Here is a 19,376-nt window from a genome sequence, read left to right as displayed (position 1 = left end):
GAGCGCGGTTACAGCGCGAAAGCCGTTTGCAAAAACCTCCCGCGTGGCAGGAATTATGCTAGACGATTGCCATGAACGCGTTTTCAGACATCGCTCCGATTTATCATCCGCCTATGGATCCCTATGTTTCTCTGATTCATAGCGATGCGGATTTTCTTGTTTTCGACAAGCCAAGCGGTCTCTTGTCTGTACCCGGTCGCCACCCTGCGCTATCGGACAGTCTGCTGACGCGGGTGCAAAAAGAGTATCCGAAAGCGTTAATCGTTCACCGGCTGGACAAGGATACATCCGGCGTCGTTCTGATGTCGCGCAATCGCAAGGCCCATGCTTTTGTTGCCGCCCAATTCGAGGCGCGCAGCACGGAAAAATCCTATGTGGCGGAGGTTTGGGGACGGGTGGCGGATGCGGAAGGCATGATCGACCTGCCTTTGGCCATCGACCCCGACAACAAGCCGCGGCACCGGGTGGACAGTGAGCACGGTAAGCCGGCGCAAACACGCTGGCAGGTGATCGAGTACCGTGAAAATACGACACGGCTGCGGCTGTTTCCCATGACCGGCCGAACGCATCAGTTGCGCGTGCATATGAAGGCGATCGGCCATGTCATCCTTGGAGATGAGTTTTATGCTGATGGCGACGCGCTTTCGGCTGCAGACCGCCTTTTGCTCCATGCCGAGCAATTGACCTTCCGACATCCGAACGGTTCGGATGTCACCTTCACTGCTCCCGTACCCTTTTGAGACTGAACGATGGCACAAAAATTCGAAAAATCGTCCCTTGTTGTCGATTTTGTCGGCGGTGCTGTCGGCCATCGTTTTCGGTCGGGCGAGGGACGTGGCCAACCCCTGGCGAAAGCTGCGGGTTTTTCGAGCGGTGTCACGCCCGATATTGTCGATGCCACGGCTGGTCTCGGCCGGGATGCATTTTTTCTGGCTGCGCTCGGTGCGCGTGTGACGCTGATCGAGCGTTCCGAAATCATGCATGCGCTGCTGGCCGAGGGGCTGGAGCGGGCGCGGGCGGAAGGTGGGCGCCATGCGGAAACCGTCGCGCGCATGACATTGATCCAGGGTGATTCCTGCGATCTGCTGCCACAATTGAACCCGCAGGTGGTTCTGATAGATCCCATGCATCCACCGCGTGACAAAACGGCGTTGGTGAAGAAGGAAATGCGACTGATCCGGGATATCGTCGGTACTGATCCCGATTCAGCAAGACTTTTGCAGGTAGCACTTGAGGCGGCTCAAAACCGTGTCGTGCTGAAATGGCCGCTACGGGCCGATCCAATGCCGGGCGTGCGTAAACCGTCTCATCAGATTACTGGCAAAAGCACGCGATACGACGTGTTCGTCAATGCGAAGATCGGGCCTTCCGTTTCCCCGACATAAAAACCGTCTGCTGAAAAACGTCGCGAATGTTCAACGGCTCATCTCGTTGTCATTTTCCATCATGCCGCAAAATGGTTGCCTTGGCGCCTTTGTGGGAGATTGCAAAGTCGACCTAGATCAAGGCGGCCGGTTTCATTCAGGTTCAGATTTCCCGTCAAGGATGCGCCTCAATGACAGCGGGAATGAACCATCATGTCGATCAATTCTCTCGTAAAGCTCAATGAACTTGTTGCCCGGGTAACGGCTGCCCAGAAAATCTATGCCGGCTTTTCCCAGGAGCAGGTGGACGAAATTTTCAGGAGCGCGGCTTTGGCCATCGCCAATTCGCGTATTCCTCTCGCCAAGATGGCGGTTGAGGAAACCGGCATGGGCGTGATGGAGGACAAGGTGGTGAAAAACCACTTCGCTTCCGAATATATTTACAACAAATACAAGGACGACCGCACCTGCGGCGTGCTTTCCGAAGAGCCAGAATACGGTATCCAGACCATTGCCGAACCGATCGGCCTGATCTGCGCGATCGTGCCGACCACCAATCCGACCTCGACCGCCATTTTCAAGGCATTGATCGCGCTCAAAACCCGCAACGGCATCATCTTTTCTCCTCACCCGCGTGCCAAATGCTCGACATGCGAGGCGGCGCGGCTGGTTCTTGAGGCCGCAGTGAAGGCCGGCGCGCCAAAAGACATCATCGGCTGGATCGATGAACCGAGCGTCGAGCTTTCCAATGCGCTGATGGGGCATGCGGATATCAACCTGATCCTCGCAACCGGCGGCCCCGGCATGGTGAAGGCGGCCTATTCGTCGGGCAAGCCGGCTATTGGTGTCGGTGCTGGCAATACGCCTGCGGTGATCGACGAGTTTGCCGATATCAAACGGGCGGTTGCCTCGATCCTGATGTCGAAGACCTTTGATAACGGCGTCATCTGCGCCTCTGAGCAATCGGTCATCGTTGTCGATCAGGTCTACAATGCCGTGCGTGAGCGTTTCCGCAGCCATGGCGGTTATGTCCTGTCCAGCAACGAAGCCGGCGCGGTCAAGGATCTGATCCTCAAGAATGGCTCACTTAATGCCGGCATCGTCGGCCAGTCCGCGCGAAAAATTGCCGACATGGCAGGTTTTCAAGTGCCAAACGACACCAAGGTGCTGATCGCCGAGGTGGAGGCCACCGATGAAAGCGAGGCTTTCGCCCACGAAAAGCTTTCGCCGACACTTGCCATGTACAAGGCCAAGAACTTTGACGATGCCTGCGAGAAGGCGGAAGCGCTGGTAGCGCTTGGCGGCATCGGCCATACCAGCGTGCTTTATACCGATCAGGATCTTCAGCCCGAGCGCGTGACAGCCTTTGGCGCGAAGATGAAGACGGCGCGTATCCTGATCAATTCGCCGGCTTCGCAAGGCGGCATCGGCGACCTCTACAATTTCCGGCTGGCGCCGTCGCTCACATTGGGCTGCGGTTCATGGGGCGGCAATTCGATTTCGGAAAATGTCGGTCCGCAGCATTTGATCAACAAGAAGACAGTCGCCATGCGTGCGGAAAACATGCTGTGGCACAAGCTGCCGCCTTCGATCTATTTCCGCCGGGGCAGCCTTCCCTTCGCACTGGATGACCTGAAGGACAGGAAACGCTGCCTGATCGTTACCGACCGTTTTCTGTTCGAAAACGGCAATGTTAACGACACAGTGCGGATGCTGAAGGGACTCGGTTTAGAAGTAGAAGTCTTCTTCGAAGTCAGTGCCGATCCGACACTTGCGGTCGTACGCAAGAGCGTGGCGCTGGCCAATGCCTTTCAGCCGGACCTGATCCTCGCCTTCGGCGGCGGCTCGCCGATGGATGCCGCAAAAATCATGTGGGTGATGTACGAACATCCCGAGGTGGAGTTTGCCGATCTGGCACTGCGCTTCATGGATATTCGCAAGCGCATATACCGTTTCCCGAAACTTGGCGGCAAGGCGATGTTCGTCGCCATTCCGACGACATCGGGCACCGGTTCGGAAGTCACGCCGTTTGCAGTCGTGACCGACGAGGTTACGGGCGTCAAATATCCGATCGCAGACTATGAACTGACACCGCATATGGCGATCGTAGATGCCAATCTGGTGATGGACATGCCGAAATCGCTGACGGCCCATGGCGGCATCGATGCTGTCACACATGCGCTGGAATCCTACGTTTCGATCATGGCCAATGAATATACCGATGGTCAGGGATTGCAGGCGCTGAAACTGCTCAAGAACTATCTGCCATCCGCCTACAAGAACGGAGCGCAAGACCCGAAGGCGCGAGAGCAGGTTCACAATGCCTCCACGCTTGCCGGCATTGCCTTTGCCAATGCCTTCCTCGGTGTCTGCCATTCGATGGCGCATAAGATCGGCGCCGAATTCCATCTGCCGCATGGTCTGGCCAACGCCCTGCTGATCTCCAATGTCGTTCGTTACAACGCGGTCGATAATCCGACCAAGCAGACGGCGTTCAGCCAGTATGACCGGCCGAAAGCCTTGTGCCGTTATGCGGAAATTGCCCGTCATCTGGAGTTGGGCGGCAAGAACGACGCCGAGTCGGTCGAAAAACTGCTGTTATGGCTGGAACAGTTGAAACGGGATCTCGATATTCCCGCCTCCATCCAGGCGGCAGGGGTGGCGGAAGCGGACTTTCTGGCGCAGGTGGACAAGCTGGCGGAGATGGCTTTTGACGACCAGTGCACTGGTGCCAATCCGCGTTATCCTCTGATCGGCGAGATCAGGCAGGTTCTGCTCGCCAGCTATTACGGCCGCCCCTATGTCGAAGGCGAGGACGAAAAGCCGGCAAAAGGACCCACCGTCGTCGCGCTCAAGGCCAAAGCATAAGAGAAATCAGCACAGGAAAAGGGCGGCTGCGGTTTTCGCAGTCGCCCCTTTTTCTATTCACGCTCCAGCGTTGATCACGGCAAGAGCGTGCTGGCGCTTACCAGTAACCCAGAACCTTCCACCAGATGCCGCCGATGACGGCGAAGATGGCAAGGTTGATGACGCACATCACGAAACCGACTCCCCACCATTTGCCCATGGTCACGTAACCGCTGCCAAAAATGATCGGCGAGGTGCCGGTGGCATAATGGGTGAGTGTCATCATGACAGCCGATCCGGCGGCCATCATCAGGATGAAGATGCCGTGATATTCTGCCGGGATGAGCATGACGCCGACGGTGAGGAAGGCGAGCATCATGGCGCTGACATGCGCGGTCGTGCTGGCAAACATGTAATGCGAGAAGGTGAAGACAAGCACGAGCACGGCGGCGGCAAGCTGCCAACTGAGGTCTGCAGCGGTGATTGCATCCTTCATGCCGTTCGAGAACCAGCCTATGACGCCAAGCTTGTTGAGCTGGTCGGCCATCATAACCAGCGCGCCGAACCAGACCAGCGTATCCCAGGCACTCTTTTCACCCAGCACATCGTTCCAGTCGATCGTGCCGGTGATCAGCAACGTGAACAGGCCGATCAATGCGACAACCGTCGGATCGAGCGTGAAGGCAGGGCCAAAAATCATGGCCGGCACGTTTGCCCACAGCAGAAGCAGCAGGGCGAACGTGGCAACCATCACCCATTCCTTTGTTGAGACCGGGCCCATGTCACTCAGTTCCTTACGGGCATAGGTGACGGCATCGGGGGTCTTCTTCAGTTCCGGCGGCGAAAGGACATAAAGCACCAGCGGCATGACAAGCATGGCAATGACGCCGGGAATGAACATGGCAAGCGCCCAGGTGACCCAGGTGAGATGGATCGTGCTGCCGGTTGCTTTGACAACATACTCCAGCACCAGCGGGTTTGGTGCCGTCGCCGTCACGAACATGGCCGACGAGATCGGGTTGGCGTGATAGTTCACAAGCGCCAGATAGGTGCCGACACGGCCCTGCGTCCCCTTGGCCGGATCCGAGTCAAAGGCGTTGGCGATCGATTTCATGATCGGATGAATGATGCCGCCGCCACGCGCTGTGTTGCTGGGCGTAAACGGCGCCAGAACCAGTTCGCAGAACACCAGACCATAACCGATGCCGAGTGTACGTTTGCCAAGCAGGGCGATGAAATAAAGCCCGATCCGGCGTCCCAGCCCGGTCTTCTTCAGGCCGAGCGAAATCAGCACGGCGATGACGATCAGCCAGATCAACGGGTTGGCAAAGCTGCTCAGCGCATCGGCAACCGCACCTTTCGAATTCGGCGAGGTGACCTGCGCCAGCGAAACGATGACGATCGCCATGATGGCCATGACCCCGATCGACATGACCTTCAGGATGATGGCGAGAATGGTCGTCAGAAAAATCGCCAGCATCACCCAGCCGTTTTCATCCAGACCTGATGGGGCGGGAATGGCGAGAAGGGTCAAAAGAAAGACGGTGGTGACGATCGCCGGAACGATCCGGAACGGCACCGCCTCTTTGAAATAGTTCAGGGCATCAGTCAGTTTGGTGGGCATTGCAGTGTCCTCTGGACATTGCGGGGCGGTCCCCGCCTCACGTCCTCCCACCGGACTGATTGCATTTTTCGCGCGGCACATTCTTGATGTTGATCAAGAGCAAAACGCAATTGCGTTGTTCGACGAAATCATTCAGGCCGTTAGCACGCAGTCGGCCGGTCGACTGTGGTCTCGCACCAGAGCGCCATTCTGCAGGTCATTGTCTTCGGTTTTTGTACGGGCCGCTGCTTCGGTGAACCCGAGATCCAGCCATCGCTTCATCAATCTTGCCTCCAGCACCGGGACGGGTGGCGAAATCAGGACGGAATAGTCAAACTGGCCCTCGAGCGCGGACCAAGGCTTACGGTCAAGAAGCAGATAATTGCCTTCCACCAGCACGAAACGGGTCGGCTGATCAACGATCCGGGCCGCAGCAATAGCGATCTCGCGCGAGCGGTCGAACACAGGAACAAGCACTTCGCCCTCGGCTGCTTTCACGGCGCCAACGATATCGACAAAGCCGCGAACATCAAATGTGTCCGGAGCGCCTTTGCGTGCGAGCAGGCCTTTTTCACGCAGGATGGCATCATCCATGTGAAAACCATCCATAGGCAGGACTTCGGCGCTTTCGCCGAGAACCTTCAATGCGGCGGCCAGCTCATCCGCCAGCGTCGATTTGCCAGCACCCGGCGGACCCGCGATCGCTACCAGAAAGCGTTGTCTGTCGCCCGCACGGTCAATGATTGTGCGGGCGATATCCTCGGTGGTCGGTGTCATGCGGCAATCGGCTCCGGCACCTTTGCGCCGGTCATGAAGGCGACGGCATCCGACATCGTATAGTCTTTTGGATTGATGACTGTCAGTCGCTTGCCCAGCCGGTGGATATGAATGCGGTCGGCGATCTCGAACACATGCGGCATGTTGTGGGAGATCAGCACGATCGGAATGCCGCGTGAGCGCACGTCGAGGATTAGCTCCAGCACACGCCGGCTTTCCTTGACGCCAAGTGCTGCCGTCGGTTCATCAAGAATGATGACTTTTGAGCCGAAAGCAGCTGCGCGCGCCACTGCCACGCCCTGACGCTGGCCACCCGAAAGTGTTTCCACCGCCTGATTGATGTTCTGGATGGTCATCAGACCAAGCTCGGAAAGCTTGTCTCGCGCCATCTTTTCCATCGCGCCATGGTCGAGTTTTCGCAAGACCTTGCCCATGAAGCCGGGTTTTCGGATTTCGCGGCCGAGAAACATGTTGTCGGCAATCGAGAGTGCTGGTGACAGTGCAAGGTTCTGGTAAACGGTTTCGATGCCGGCCTTGCGGGCCTCGATCGGCGAAGCGAAATGCACTAGTTCGCCGTCCATGCGGATTTCGCCCTCGTCGGGTCGGATGGCCCCGGAAATCGCCTTGATCAGCGAGGATTTACCGGCGCCGTTGTCGCCGATCACGGCGAGGATTTCGCCGGGATAGAGATCGAAATCGGCATTGTCGATGGCGGTGACGCGACCGTAACGCTTGACGAGGTTGCGACCGGTCAGGATGGGTTTTCTGGTCTGGATGTTTTCCTGGGGCATCAGCGTGAAGCCTTTCTGATCCATTGGTCGGCGGCAACGGCGACGATGATGAGGACGCCGATCAAGAGATAGGTCCATTGCACGTCGGTGCCGAGCAGGCGCAGGCCGAGTGAGAAGACGCCGACGATCAATGCCCCGAACATCATGCCGAGAATGGAGCCGCGTCCACCGAACAGAGATATGCCGCCGATCACCACGGCGGTGATCGATTCGATATTGGCGAACTGGCCGGCAGTTGGTGAAACGGAGCCGATACGGCCGATCAGTGCCCAGCCTGCCAGTGCACAAATGACACCGGAGATGACGTAGACGGAGATCAGCATGCGCTGCACGTTGACGCCGGAAAGGTCTGCCGCTTCCGGATCATCGCCAACTGCATAAAGATGGCGCCCCCAAGCGGTGTGGTTGAGAACGTACCAAAGTACCGCTACCAGCAGGATCATGGCGATGACGCCATAGGTGAAAACCGCTCCGCCGAACTTAAAGGTTTCGCCGAAAAATTGGAGGATCGGCGCATTGGTTTCGATTTCCTGGGAACGGATCGTCTCGTTGGCCGAATAGAGAAAGTTGCTGGCAAGAACGATCTGCCACATGCCGAGGGTGACGATGAAGGGCGGCAGCTTGACCTTGGCGATCAGTACGCCGTTGATGAAGCCGCAAAGCGCGCCGGTGATAAAGCCACAGAGAATGGCAAGTTCCGGCGGCAGGCCGTAACGAAAACTGAACTGACCCATCACCACCGAAGACAGGACCATGATCGCGCCGACCGAAAGATCGATGCCGGCGGTCATGATGACCAGCGACTGGGCCGCCCCCACGATACCGGTGATCGCCACCTGCTGCAGGATCAGCGTCAGCGAAAAGGCGGAGAAGAATTTTCCGCCAAGCGTCAGCCCGAACACGAAGAGCGAAACCACCAGCACGATTAGCGACACGGCGGACGGGTTGGAATGCAGGAAATGGCGAAATTTGTGAAGGGCGGACGGTTTGTCGCTGTCAAAGGACGCAACATCCTTCGAACTGTCCTTGAGCACTTTTTCGTAGTCGTTATGCGGTGTGCTTGCCACTGGCTCGCTCATGAAATCCTCCCGCTTTGTCGTGTTCCCGGCTCAGGCCGAGTTGCCATTGCGGGCCGATGAAGCGTTTTCACCGGCCCGCAAAATCTGGCTAGAGGCTTAACCCCAGCACTTTCCAAGGCCTTCCTTGGTGTCGATCGACTTGATCGACGGCACAGGCTTGTCGGTGACCAGCGTCACACCGGTATCGAAGAAGTTCTTGCCATCGGTCGGCTTCGGCTTTTCGCCGGTATCGGCAAACTTCTTGATCGCCTCGATGCCAAGGGCCGCCATCTGCAAAGGGTATTGCTGCGAGGTGGCGCCGATCGCGCCATCGGCAACGTTCTTGACGCCAGGGCAACCACCGTCGACCGAAACGATCAGTACGTCCTTTTCGCGGCCGACCGACTTTAGCGCTTCATAGGCGCCGGCAGCGGCCGGTTCGTTGATCGTGTGGACGACGTTGATGGTCGGGTCTTTCTGGAGAAGGTTTTCCATGGCCGTGCGGCCGCCTTCTTCGTTGCCGTTGGTGATGTCGTGGCCAACGATACGGGCATCGTCCTCGTCACCAATCTTGTTCGGATCCTTCGGGTCGATGCCGAAGCCGATCATGAAACCCTGATCGCGCAGAATATCGACGGAAGGCTGTGAAGGGGTGAGGTCGAGGAAAGCTACCTTAGCGTCCTTGGCCTTGTCGCCCAGCGTATCCTTGGCCCACTGGCCGATCAGCTTGCCGGCGAGCAGGTTGTCCGTGGCGAAGGTCATGTCGGCAGCGTCGATCGGCTCCAGCGGCGTGTCGAGCGCGATCACCAGCAGGCCGGCGTCACGGGCCTTTTTAAGGTTCGGCACGATGCCTTTGGTGTCGGAAGCGGTGATCAGAATGCCCTTGGCGCCGTCGGCGATGCAGGTCTCGATCGCAGCCACCTGGCTTTCACTGTCACCGTCGATCTTGCCGGCATAGGATTTCAGTGTGACGCCAAGTTCCTTGGCCTTGGCGGTCGCGCCTTCCTTCATCTTCACGAAGAAGGGGTTGGTATCAGTCTTGGTGATCAGGCAGGCAGATACGTCGGCGGCCTGTGCCGGTGCTGCAAACACGACGCCAAGCGCCAGCGCCCCGAACGACAGGGACAATACGGATTTTTTCATGATCTCCTCCCAGAGACGAAGTCCGCGGAAACGGACGGGTTTGGTGTGAATGCAGGCCGGATTGAGCCAAATGCCTCCTCCAGACATCCTGCATTCTCGCGATTTGCATAATCGCAAAACAAAACCGGCTGTCAATAATTAATTCCGATTGAATTATTTATTCCATCTTGTCATGCTGCGTTCGGCGTGAAAGAGCGAAGGCAAAGGGAGGTGCTGGATGTCGATCACCGATGGCCCGCTTGCCGGGCCTGCTTCTTCCGCCGGTTTTTCCGGTGGCTCCAACCAGACGCGGGTGCGCGCTTATAACGAGCGGCTCGTTCTGTCGCAGGTGCGTCTGCATGGCGCGTTGTCAAAGGCGGATATCACTCGGCTGAGCGGCCTGTCGGCGCAGACGGCCTCGGTCATCATGCGAGCGCTGGAAAAAGATGGTTTGCTTTTACGCGGCGAGCCGTTGCGCGGCCGTGTCGGCCAGCCATCGGTGCCGATGCGGCTCAATCCCGATGCGGTCCTGTCCTTCGGAGTGAAAATCGGTCGCCGCAGTGCCGATCTGGTGCTGATGGATTTTGTCGGCAATGTCCGCAAGCGTTATCACGAGACCTATGCCTATCCGCTGCCGCAGGAAATTCTGCGGATCATCACCAACGGCCTAGCCGATATCGAACAGCAGATGAGCGCGGAGGAACAGGCGCGCATTGCCGGCATCGGCATCGCCGCGCCATTCGAACTGTGGAACTGGGCCGATGAGATCGGCGCACCATCAGGCGCCATGGAGGTCTGGCACGGTTTTGACCTGCAGGCCGAAGTGGCGGCCCGCGTTGCGCATCCGGTCTATCTCCAGAACGATGCCACCAGTGCCTGCGGTGCCGAACTGGTCTTTGGTGTCGGACCCACCTACCCGGATTTCATCTACCTGTTTATCGGCTCGTTCATCGGTGGCGGTATCGTTTTGAATTCCAGCATCTTTTCCGGTCGAACCGGTACGGCGGGTGCCGTCGGTCCGCTTCCAGTGCGCGGCAAGGATGGCGAAAACCGTCAGCTCCTCGATATCGCCTCGATTTTCGTTCTGGAAAACATGCTGCGCGAACGTGGCATCGATTCGCAGCCGCTCTGGTACTCCGCCGATGAATGGGTTGATTTCGGCGAGCCGCTGGAGCTTTGGATTCAGGCGACGGCGGCTGCATTGGCGCAGGCCATCGTGGCAGCGGCCTCGATCATCGACTTCGGTGCCGCCGTCATCGATGGCGGTTTTCCGGCCTGGGTCAGGAAGCGTATCGTCACCGCAACGCTCGAAGCCGTGGCACGGCTCGACCTGCGCGGCGTCGTCATTCCCGACATCATCGAGGGCAAGGTCGGTTCGCAGGCGCGTGCCATCGGTGGCGCCAGCCTGCCGATCTTTGCGCGTTACCTGACAGATCAGTCCGTCCTCCTCAAAAATGTCAGCGAGACTTGAGGCTTTCAATTATGTCGTTGCAGGTTGGAAAAGCTCGCGGATGATGGTTGTCGCGCAGCTGACCTGGATGAGGTCAACAAAAAAGGGGAAACCATGAACGACATGCCTGCGCCGCTCGCCTTCAATCCATGGGTCGAACAGATGGCGCCGCCACCCATCCCGGCCGTGCAGGCAAGCCTCAAATCCTATGGCGGCGCTGCAGGACCGGTCGTTGATCTGTCGCAGGCTGTTCCCGGTTATGCCCCCCACCCCGATCTGTTGCGCTGGCTGGGCGAAACGGCGAGCCGGGCCGACCTTTGCGGTTACGGCCAGATTCAAGGCGAAGCGGTTCTGCGCAACGCTTTTGCGGCCGATCTCAATCTTGCCTATCAGGCCGATGTATCTGCCGAGGATGTGCAGATCACGGCCGGCGGCAATCAGGCCTTTTTTGCCGTGGCGCTGGCTTTGCTGCGTCCGGGGGATGAGGTCATTCTCATCCGACCCTATTATTTCAATCACGAAATGACCCTGCGTATGCTCGGCGTGGACGTAAAGGTCGTGGATGCCGATCCAAAGGCCGGTTTCGTGCCGCCGATCGAAGCGGTGGAAGCCGCCGTTACCTCGCGCACACGTGCGGTTTTCGTGGTGACCCCCAACAATCCGACCGGCGCCGTCTATCTTCCTGACTTTTTGGATGCGCTTTACGATTTATGCCATGCGTGCGGCATCTTCGTCATAACTGACGAAACCTATCGCGATTTCTTGCCCGCCGCTTCCGGCCCGCCCCACGCCCTGTTTTCCAAAACCGGTTGGCGCGATGGCTTCATCCATCTCTATAGTTTCTCAAAAGTCTTCTGCATCCCGGGCCATCGGCTTGGTGCCATCGTCTGCGGGAACAAGGTGATGGCGCAGCTGCAGAAGGTGATGGACAATCTGCAGATCTGCGCCCCGCGACCGGCCCAGCATGCGGTGGCTGAGGCGCTTCCGACTCTCAACGAATGGCGGCAAGGCAACACCGTGATTATCGATGAGCGGAGGCAGGCTTTTCAGACCGTCATCGATAGACGGGATGGTTGGTCGATTGTCTCGATCGGGGCCTATTTCGCCTATCTGCGTCATCCGTTCGGTGGTCGCGATGCCATGGACGTGACCCGCTGGATGGCTGCGGAGCACGGTATCCTGATGCTGCCCGGCACGTGTTTCGGCGAAAACCAGCAGGCTTTTGTCCGCGCCGCCTTCGCCAACGTTGGCGTCGATGCCATCAAGTCTTTGGCAGGGCGGCTGCCTGTCGCAGGCGCCTGAGCACCTTACCCCTGGTTTCTGAGCCAATCATCAAGCGCTGCGATGACAACCAGTCTGAGGCTGGCATTTTTGGCAAGCGCTCTCGTCAGCGATCGTCCCTCGGAGGGAAAGCCGGCCTCGTTCATGACCTGCGCAGGTAAAAGATGGCGTGACTTCATAATGGCCTCAATCTGACGCACGGTGTGTGGCAGCAGATAGCGACCGTTGGCAATCAGCCGCCTTTCGGTTTCGTCTGTGCTGGCGTGGTCGTCCAAAATGGTTCGATTGGCGCCGATCTGCGTCAGAAAATGATCCCGTTCCGCGGCATTGGCTTTTCCCCATGCCTTCAGAAGTTTTTCGACCGGGGTCGGTTTGGTCATGATGCCAGCCTTCACGAGTGCCTTTTTCAGCGACGGTATCCGTCCGGCAACAAGCTCTGCATAAATATCTGGAAACTCCTTTTTCAGCTGCTGTCCGGCCGGGGACTGCCGCTTGCGTGTCTTCGACATATATGCTCCGTGCGTGTTTATCGGCTTCCCTTAGGGCGATTTATTGCGAAATGGAAATTGTTCCGGTGGCTCGCACGGAGCCGCATGGCAGGTGAAATCCTCGACTGAAGTGCCGCAATGTTTTCTTAACCTTTGCATTCTAAGGCCGATTTAAAGACCTGCATGATGCGGGATCTAAAGGAAGGATTCCTTGCCATGCTTGCACGAATTGTCGTGTCGGCAAGCCTTGTTGTATTTGCCGTCTCTCAGGCGCCGGCCATGCTGGTCTCCGTCGAGAAGACGATGTCGTCGACATCTCAGCTTGCGTTGCCATTGCAGCCCTTGAAACATGTCGGACGTGCCATCCTTGTTGCCGGGCCTGATGGCCATTTCACGGGCCGATTCACTGTCAACGGCCGTGTCATCGACGGCATTGTTGATAATGGTGCAACATTTGTCGCGCTCAACGAGGGCATGGTCCGCGATATCGGTATCCGGCCAAATGACCTTGTCTATGACCATACGGTCGCCACTGCGGGCGGAGATATCAAGGCGGCACGCGTGACACTTTCCGATCTGTCAATCGGTGACGTCTCAATAAGTGAAGTTGATGCCCTTGTCGTTGCCGGTGATGCGTTGCCGTCGGCATTGATCGGGGTCAGCTTTTTGGGCCGGCTCTCCTCCTATACCGTCGACGGAGACGCAATGAGCCTCGTGAAATGACCGGTTATTTCCGCCAATCTGTCGGTTGGGTGATCTTTTCTGGGAATAGCATTAACGATCGATTAACAAATAGGTTACTAAAAAGCTAATATTTGCCGCGCTGCACTTGCGAATCAGCTTTGATTGGCGCCGCGTGGGAATGAGTTTTTCAACTTGCGGCACCTTTATGAAATCGATTGCAACGACAGTTTTGCTGATGGCTGCCTTGACGGGGTGCAGCTCTTCTGCCGGCGTTACCCGCTTTCAGCCGACACGGACCGTTTCGGCCACGGAAGCTTTGGTCTTCCCTCCACCTGGTGGCCCCGCAGTTGTTGCCGTTGTTGAGCGGCGGTATCGCAATGGTATCGAGCAGGATATCGCGCTGCGTACACAATCTTCCGTGCCCGGCCAGAATTCGATCAAGATAAAGTTTGTCGGCCCCGCAATGGAAGGCGTCAATACCGACAAGACCTTGTCTTCCGCTCGCCTGACGGATGCCGCTGTCATTCGGGAAATGCGCAGTGCAATGCCGGGTATCGCCATGGCCCGGACACAGACTTATCTGCAGAACAATTACGGCCCGTTCAGTTACGCCGTGGGCAGAAGCCGCACCGGCGATACCTGCGTCTACGGCTGGCAACAGATCCGCTCCAGCACCGATGCACGCAACACGCTTCATAACCTCGGCATCATCCAGATGCGTCTGAGGCTCTGCGATGCGGAGCAATCGGAGCAGGCTCTGCTGGCGAACATGTACGGCTATACGATCAACGGTACGTTCAACGGCTGGCAATGGAACCCCTACGGTCGGGAGGATCGTGTCGATCCGAATCTTGGCCGGCCCGGTCATCCCGTCTATCCGGCCGCTGCGGCGGTCGAACATTACGCTGCCCCTCTCGGTTATGACCCGAAGCCGGTGGTTCGCCGCATCTCTGCCGTGCCATCGCGACCACGCGGGGCAGCAGTCCGGCCGGTGCCACGCGATGCGGCGCCGATGGTGTCGAGTGCGCCCACCGGCCCACTCGTACCTCCGCCGCCATCGGCAAGCGGTGCAACACCGACGACAGACCGGCCGAGGGATCAAAGTCCGAATACGATAAGGGTCCCGACCCCGGATTGTGTCGGTGGCAGCGTCGCCTGCCGATGATAGGCCCGATGACGCAGACGGATCCGATTGATGATGATGCGCCAGCGCGGTGCGGGGAGTTCTGAAATGCCCATTCACCAGATTCGCAGCGTCATCGTCTGGATCGTCGTCGTCACCGCGGTCATTGCCCTCATCACGCTTCCGGTCAATCTCCAGACGCAGTTGATTGCCAGCATCTGTGCGCTTTCCGTCATGGCCATCATCAAGATCCTGAAGGGTGAGGGGACCTGGCGCCTGATAGCGCTTGCCTTCGGCACCGCCATCGTATTGCGCTACGTCTACTGGCGCACGACAAGCACGCTGCCGCCGATCAACCAGCTGGAAAACTTCATTCCCGGCTTCCTGCTTTATCTGGCGGAAATGTATAACGTGATGATGCTGGGCTTGAGCCTTTTCGTCGTCGCGACACCCTTGCCGCCGCGTCCGTCCCGCGCCTCCAAGCTTGAACATTTTCCGCATGTGGACGTGTTCGTGCCGTCCTACAATGAAGATGCGACCCTGCTCGCCAATACGCTGGCTGCTGCCTCAAGCATGGATTACCCGGCCGACAAGCTGCATATCTGGCTGCTTGACGATGGCGGTACGGTGCAGAAGCGCAACTCGCCAAAACTTCTGGAAGCCCAGGAGGCGATGGCGCGTCACAAGGAGCTGAAACAGCTCTGCGAGGATCTTGGCGTCAATTACCTGACACGCGAGCGCAACGAGCATGCCAAGGCCGGCAATCTCAACAATGGCATGCAGCATTCCAGCGGTGAACTGATCGCCGTTTTCGATGCCGACCACGCGCCGGCACGCGATTTCCTGAAGGAAACGGTCGGTTATTTCGAGGAAGACGAAAAGCTCTTTCTCGTGCAGACGCCACATTTCTTCATCAATCCGGACCCGCTCGAACGAAACCTCAGCACGTTCGACAAGATGCCTAGCGAGAACGAGATGTTCTACGGCATCATCCAGCGTGGCCTCGACAAGTGGAATGCCGCCTTCTTCTGCGGTTCGGCAGCCCTCCTCAGCCGGCGCGCGCTCGAAACCACCAACGGGTTCAGCGGCATCAGCATCACCGAGGATTGCGAAACGGCGCTCGAGCTACACAGCACCGGCTGGCACAGCATCTATGTCGACAAACCGCTGATCGCGGGTCTGCAGCCGGCCACGTTTGCCAGCTTCATCGGCCAGCGCTCACGCTGGGCGCAGGGCATGATGCAGATCCTGCGTTTCCGTTTCCCGCCGTTGAAGCGCGGCCTGTCGATGGCGCAGCGCTTCTGTTACATGTCCTCGACCCTATTCTGGATGTTCCCGTTCCCACGTACGATCTTCCTGTTCGCACCGCTTTTCTACCTGTTTTTCGATCTGGAAATTTTCACGGCTTCAGGCGGTGAGTTTCTGGCCTATACGCTGGCCTACATGTTCGTGAACCTGATGATGCAGAACTATCTCTACGGATCGTTCCGCTGGCCATGGATTTCCGAACTCTATGAATATGTGCAGACCGTGCATCTCCTGCCGGCTGTCGTGTCGGTCATGATCAATCCGAGGAAACCGACGTTCAAGGTCACCGCCAAGGACGAATCGATTGCGACGAGCAGGCTTTCGGAAATCAGTCGACCCTTCTTCGTCATCTTCGCGGTGCAGGTCATTGCCCTTCTGATCACCATCTACAAAATTTATGCCGAGCCCTACAAAGCCGATGTGACGCTGGTTGTAGGCGGCTGGAACCTCATCAACCTGCTTATGGCTGGCTGTGCCTTGGGCGTCGTATCCGAGCGTGGGGAGCAGGCAGCCTCACGCCGTGTGCGTATCAACCGGCGCTGCGAGTTCCGGGTTGATGAAGAATGGTATGCCGCCTCGATCGAGGACGTGTCGGTTCACGGTGCGCGTATCAACGTTTTCAATCGCCGTGCGGCCGGTATGATCAAGGACGCGAGCGGTGAAGTGCGTTTCCAGCCCCATAGCGGTGGCGAGATGGTCACGCTGCCGGTCGTGGTCCGCAACGCGCAGGCAGCCGGTGATATCACCACAGTCGGCTGCCAGTACGTGCCGAAATCGGCTCAGGATCACCGCATGATCGCCGATCTTATTTTCGCCAATTCGTCGCAGTGGTCGCAGTTCCAGGAATCGCGGCGCTACAATCCCGGGATCATCCGTGGCACGATCTGGTTTGTCGGTCTGGCACTTTACCAGACCAGCCGTGGACTCGTTTATTTCTTCCGTAGTGGCCGCTCTCCTCAGAAGGATGCCAATGCGCAAGATACGGCGGGAGCAAAAAATTGATGCGCAAGACTTGCCTTGCCGCCACCCTCACGCTTTTGACCGCAAGCTGCGCCTTTGCGCAGTCTGCAGGTTTCGATATGTCCGGCGAACGCCCCGCCGCGACAACTCCAGCGCCAACCGCCGTATCACCTCAGCCGCGCCAGGATAACAGCCCGCTGCCTGCGCCGACGATGCCGCAACAATCGGTACCTGGTTCCGCTCAAGTGCCCGCACAGGCCGCGCCCCCACCTGCAAGACAACAGGGACAGACATCTCCGCCGAGCCGGGTCTCATCGACAGGGCAGGCCGCGTCGCAGGTATTTCGGCGTTATATCATTCCCGCTTCATCGATGGTTCTGGAAGGTGAGCATGACCGGCATTCATGGTCCATCTATGTGACGCCGGAACAGGCGGCCAGTCCGGCACGTCTCAACCTCGGTTACCAGAATGCCGTGGTGGTTGCGCCGGAAGGGTCGCAGATTACGATTCTCGTCAATAATCGTGTGATCGGCCAACAGCAGGTCGCGGCGTCGGAAAATCCTGCGCAGGTTTCCTTTGCCGTACCGGCCGGGCTTTTGCAGCAGGGGGTCAATGTCGTCACCATGCGTGCCGACCAGCGCCACCGCACCGATTGCTCCATTGCCTCGACATATGACCTCTGGTCGAACATCGATCCGGCAAACACCTATTTGACGTTCAACGGTTCGTTGGCGACACGGCTGTCGAATACCGATGCGTTGCGCACAGTTGGCGTAGATGAAACGGGCGCGACAACTTTCAACATGGTCGTGCCTTCGCTGGATGAGCCGATGACGCTCAAGCCGGTTTTGCGCCTGACGCAGGGCCTTTCGATCCTAAGTGGCATGCCCAGCCAGAAGTTCGAATTCCAGACCGATCGCCTCGCGCCATCCTCGTCCGGCAAGCTTACTGTTCTTGTGGGAACGGCGGATGAGTTACGGCCGGTTTTCCCCGATTTGCCGCCAGCGGCCGTTAGTGCGCCGATCGCTACCTTTGTCGATGATCGCCGCACCGGCCAGCCGGTTTTCGTGGTCAGTGGGCCGAGTTGGCAGTCGATCGCTTCAGCTGTTGATTCAGTCGTTTCACCAGTGGATCGGCCGCTTAGTGTCCAGCGCAACGTGATTTCCACCCAGCGCTGGTCGGCACCGGATGCGCCGATGCTGTTTTCAAACGCCAATCTCAGCTTCTCGCAGTTGGGAATGGAGACTTTGGAATTTTCCGGTCGCCGGGTCCGCTCCGGCTTCACGGTCGGTGTGCCCGCCGATTTTTATGCGCAAGGTTATGGCGAGGCGACCATTCTGCTTGATGCCGCCTATTCGCAGGCGGTGTTGCCGGGCAGCCAGATCAATGTCTATGTTAATGGAAACATTGCATCCACTGTGCCGATCACCACATCGGGCGGCGGAATTTTGCGGCATTTGCCGATCCGTGTCACGATGCGGCATTTCAAGCCGGGTGTGAACACGGTGGAAATGGAAACGGTGTTGCGGACGGAGGAAGACGAGGTTTGTGCACCCGGTGCGTCCGCCTCGACAACACCGCGCTTCGCACTGTTCGATACCTCGGAATTCCAGATGCCGGATTTCGCCCGTATCGGACAGCGCCCAGATCTTTCAAGCACGGTCGGCACCGGTTATCCATACAGCCGCGGCAACGACGCAACGCCACTTTTTCTGGATCGCATCGATCGCGACACATTATCGGCCACCGCCACGTTGCTTTCACGCATGGCACTGGCGGCCGGGCGGCCCCTCGCCATCGAACCCATTGCGTCGGCCAATGCGGCCGGCGATCGCGACGCAATCTTTGTCGGCTCGATCACGCAGATGCCGGTACCCGTGTTGTCGCAGGTCAATATTGCGACCACAAGTCAGGCGGCGTGGCGGCCGACAGCGGGCGCCACGACCGAAAACGTGAATACCGGCGAAGTGTTCGACCAATGGCGTGATCGCGTCAGCGGAGGCAACTGGAATGGTCAAATTTCTGTATTCCAGGAATGGATGCAGCGCAATTTTGATATTTCGCTGCGCTCTTTCCGCCTGTTGCCGGGCAATGATGAACCTTTCGCACCGTCCAATGCGGCAACTTTCATGATCGCGCAGGGTGTGAGCCCGGCCGGTAACGGGACCTGGACCGTGGTAACAGCGCCTTCGTCCGATGATCTTGTCGATGGAACACGGGTCATGGCCGCTCAGGAGTTTTGGCCACGGATCACTGGTCGCGTAACCACCTATTCGTCCAGAACAGGCAGGGTCGATAATGTCGCGGTTGAAGGTTTTTCATTCGTGCCTCCGACCGATACGTCCGTGCGTAACTACCGCCTGATCGCCGCCAACTGGTTGTCTACCAACGTGCTTTATTTTGCGGCGCTGTTTGCCGCGATGACATTCCTGGTCGGCATCGCCACCGCGGCGCTTCTGTCCAATCTTGGGAGGCGAAAGTGAATTTGTTGCGCCCGTCTCTGACCTGTGCAGCCGTTTT

Annotated in this window: 15 protein-coding genes; 9 read left to right on the top strand and 6 right to left on the bottom strand. The window is 58.1% G+C overall.

What is annotated here, in order from left to right; genetic code table 11:
- Positions 1–71: 71 nt before the first annotated feature.
- From GAO09_RS07670 to adhE, 3 genes are all read left to right on the top strand, one after another.
- On the top strand, positions 72–740 hold the full coding sequence (locus GAO09_RS07670) for a pseudouridine synthase (protein ID WP_153353444.1): 669 nt from the start codon (positions 72–74) through the stop codon (positions 738–740).
- Between the two features lie 9 nt (positions 741–749).
- Complete coding sequence (locus GAO09_RS07665; protein ID WP_153353443.1) at positions 750–1,385, top strand: class I SAM-dependent methyltransferase; 636 nt, start codon at positions 750–752, stop codon at positions 1,383–1,385.
- Positions 1,386–1,577: 192 nt separating this feature from the next.
- Positions 1,578–4,232, top strand: a complete 2,655-nt coding sequence (adhE, locus tag GAO09_RS07660; RefSeq protein ID WP_153353442.1) for a bifunctional acetaldehyde-CoA/alcohol dehydrogenase — start codon at positions 1,578–1,580, stop codon at positions 4,230–4,232.
- A 97-nt stretch (positions 4,233–4,329) separates the two neighbouring features.
- Here adhE and GAO09_RS07655 read toward each other — a convergent pair whose 3' ends face one another.
- The 5 genes from GAO09_RS07655 to GAO09_RS07635 form a co-directional block, all read right to left on the bottom strand.
- Positions 4,330–5,835 carry a DASS family sodium-coupled anion symporter gene (locus tag GAO09_RS07655; RefSeq protein WP_153353441.1) on the bottom strand — a complete coding sequence of 502 codons (1,506 nt, stop codon included), beginning with the start codon at positions 5,833–5,835 and terminating at the stop codon, positions 4,330–4,332.
- A gap of 132 nt (positions 5,836–5,967) precedes the next feature.
- Entirely contained in the window at positions 5,968–6,591 is a 624-nt protein-coding gene (locus tag GAO09_RS07650; protein WP_153353440.1) for a nucleoside triphosphate hydrolase, read from the bottom strand.
- Complete coding sequence (locus GAO09_RS07645; RefSeq protein ID WP_153353439.1) at positions 6,588–7,406, bottom strand: ATP-binding cassette domain-containing protein; 819 nt, start codon at positions 7,404–7,406, stop codon at positions 6,588–6,590. The genes GAO09_RS07650 and GAO09_RS07645 overlap by 4 nt, the downstream gene beginning before the upstream one ends.
- A complete protein-coding gene (locus GAO09_RS07640; RefSeq protein WP_153353438.1) occupies positions 7,382–8,461 on the bottom strand; it encodes an ABC transporter permease in 1,080 nt (359 codons plus the stop codon). The genes GAO09_RS07645 and GAO09_RS07640 overlap by 25 nt, the downstream gene beginning before the upstream one ends.
- 96 nt (positions 8,462–8,557) lie before the next feature.
- A complete protein-coding gene (locus tag GAO09_RS07635; protein ID WP_153353437.1) occupies positions 8,558–9,583 on the bottom strand; it encodes a sugar ABC transporter substrate-binding protein in 1,026 nt (341 codons plus the stop codon).
- Positions 9,584–9,800: 217 nt separating this feature from the next.
- On the opposite strand from GAO09_RS07635, the gene GAO09_RS07630 reads away from it, so the two are divergent.
- Entirely contained in the window at positions 9,801–11,033 is a 1,233-nt protein-coding gene (locus GAO09_RS07630; RefSeq protein ID WP_153353436.1) for an ROK family transcriptional regulator, read from the top strand.
- A gap of 93 nt (positions 11,034–11,126) precedes the next feature.
- The gene (locus GAO09_RS07625) at positions 11,127–12,314 is read left to right on the top strand and encodes an aminotransferase (protein ID WP_235937970.1); all 1,188 of its coding nucleotides are present in this window, start codon (positions 11,127–11,129) and stop codon (positions 12,312–12,314) included.
- 5 nt (positions 12,315–12,319) lie between these two features.
- Here GAO09_RS07625 and GAO09_RS07620 read toward each other — a convergent pair whose 3' ends face one another.
- The gene (locus tag GAO09_RS07620) at positions 12,320–12,802 is read right to left on the bottom strand and encodes a hypothetical protein (protein WP_153353435.1); all 483 of its coding nucleotides are present in this window, start codon (positions 12,800–12,802) and stop codon (positions 12,320–12,322) included.
- A gap of 195 nt (positions 12,803–12,997) precedes the next feature.
- Here GAO09_RS07620 and GAO09_RS07615 point away from each other — a divergent pair, with 195 nt between their 5' ends.
- The 4 genes from GAO09_RS07615 to GAO09_RS07600 all read left to right on the top strand — a co-directional run bounded on the left by GAO09_RS07615 (position 12,998) and on the right by GAO09_RS07600 (position 19,339).
- Positions 12,998–13,504, top strand: coding sequence for a TIGR02281 family clan AA aspartic protease (locus GAO09_RS07615; protein WP_209018641.1), 507 nt, complete (start codon positions 12,998–13,000; stop codon positions 13,502–13,504).
- A 166-nt stretch (positions 13,505–13,670) separates the two neighbouring features.
- Complete coding sequence (gene bcsN / locus GAO09_RS07610; protein WP_209018640.1) at positions 13,671–14,630, top strand: cellulose biosynthesis protein BcsN; 960 nt, start codon at positions 13,671–13,673, stop codon at positions 14,628–14,630.
- A 66-nt stretch (positions 14,631–14,696) separates the two neighbouring features.
- Positions 14,697–16,898 carry a UDP-forming cellulose synthase catalytic subunit gene (gene bcsA / locus GAO09_RS07605; protein ID WP_153353432.1) on the top strand — a complete coding sequence of 734 codons (2,202 nt, stop codon included), beginning with the start codon at positions 14,697–14,699 and terminating at the stop codon, positions 16,896–16,898.
- The gene (locus GAO09_RS07600) at positions 16,898–19,339 is read left to right on the top strand and encodes a cellulose biosynthesis cyclic di-GMP-binding regulatory protein BcsB (protein ID WP_153353542.1); all 2,442 of its coding nucleotides are present in this window, start codon (positions 16,898–16,900) and stop codon (positions 19,337–19,339) included. Before bcsA ends, GAO09_RS07600 begins: the two co-directional genes overlap by 1 nt.
- The last annotated feature ends 37 nt before the right edge of the window (positions 19,340–19,376 follow it).

This window comes from Endobacterium cereale (assembly GCF_009617585.1).
GTDB lineage: Bacteria > Pseudomonadota > Alphaproteobacteria > Rhizobiales > Rhizobiaceae > Neorhizobium > Neorhizobium cereale.
The sequence above is the reverse complement of the archived record's forward strand: the minus strand, read 5'-3'. Positions and strand labels throughout refer to the sequence as shown.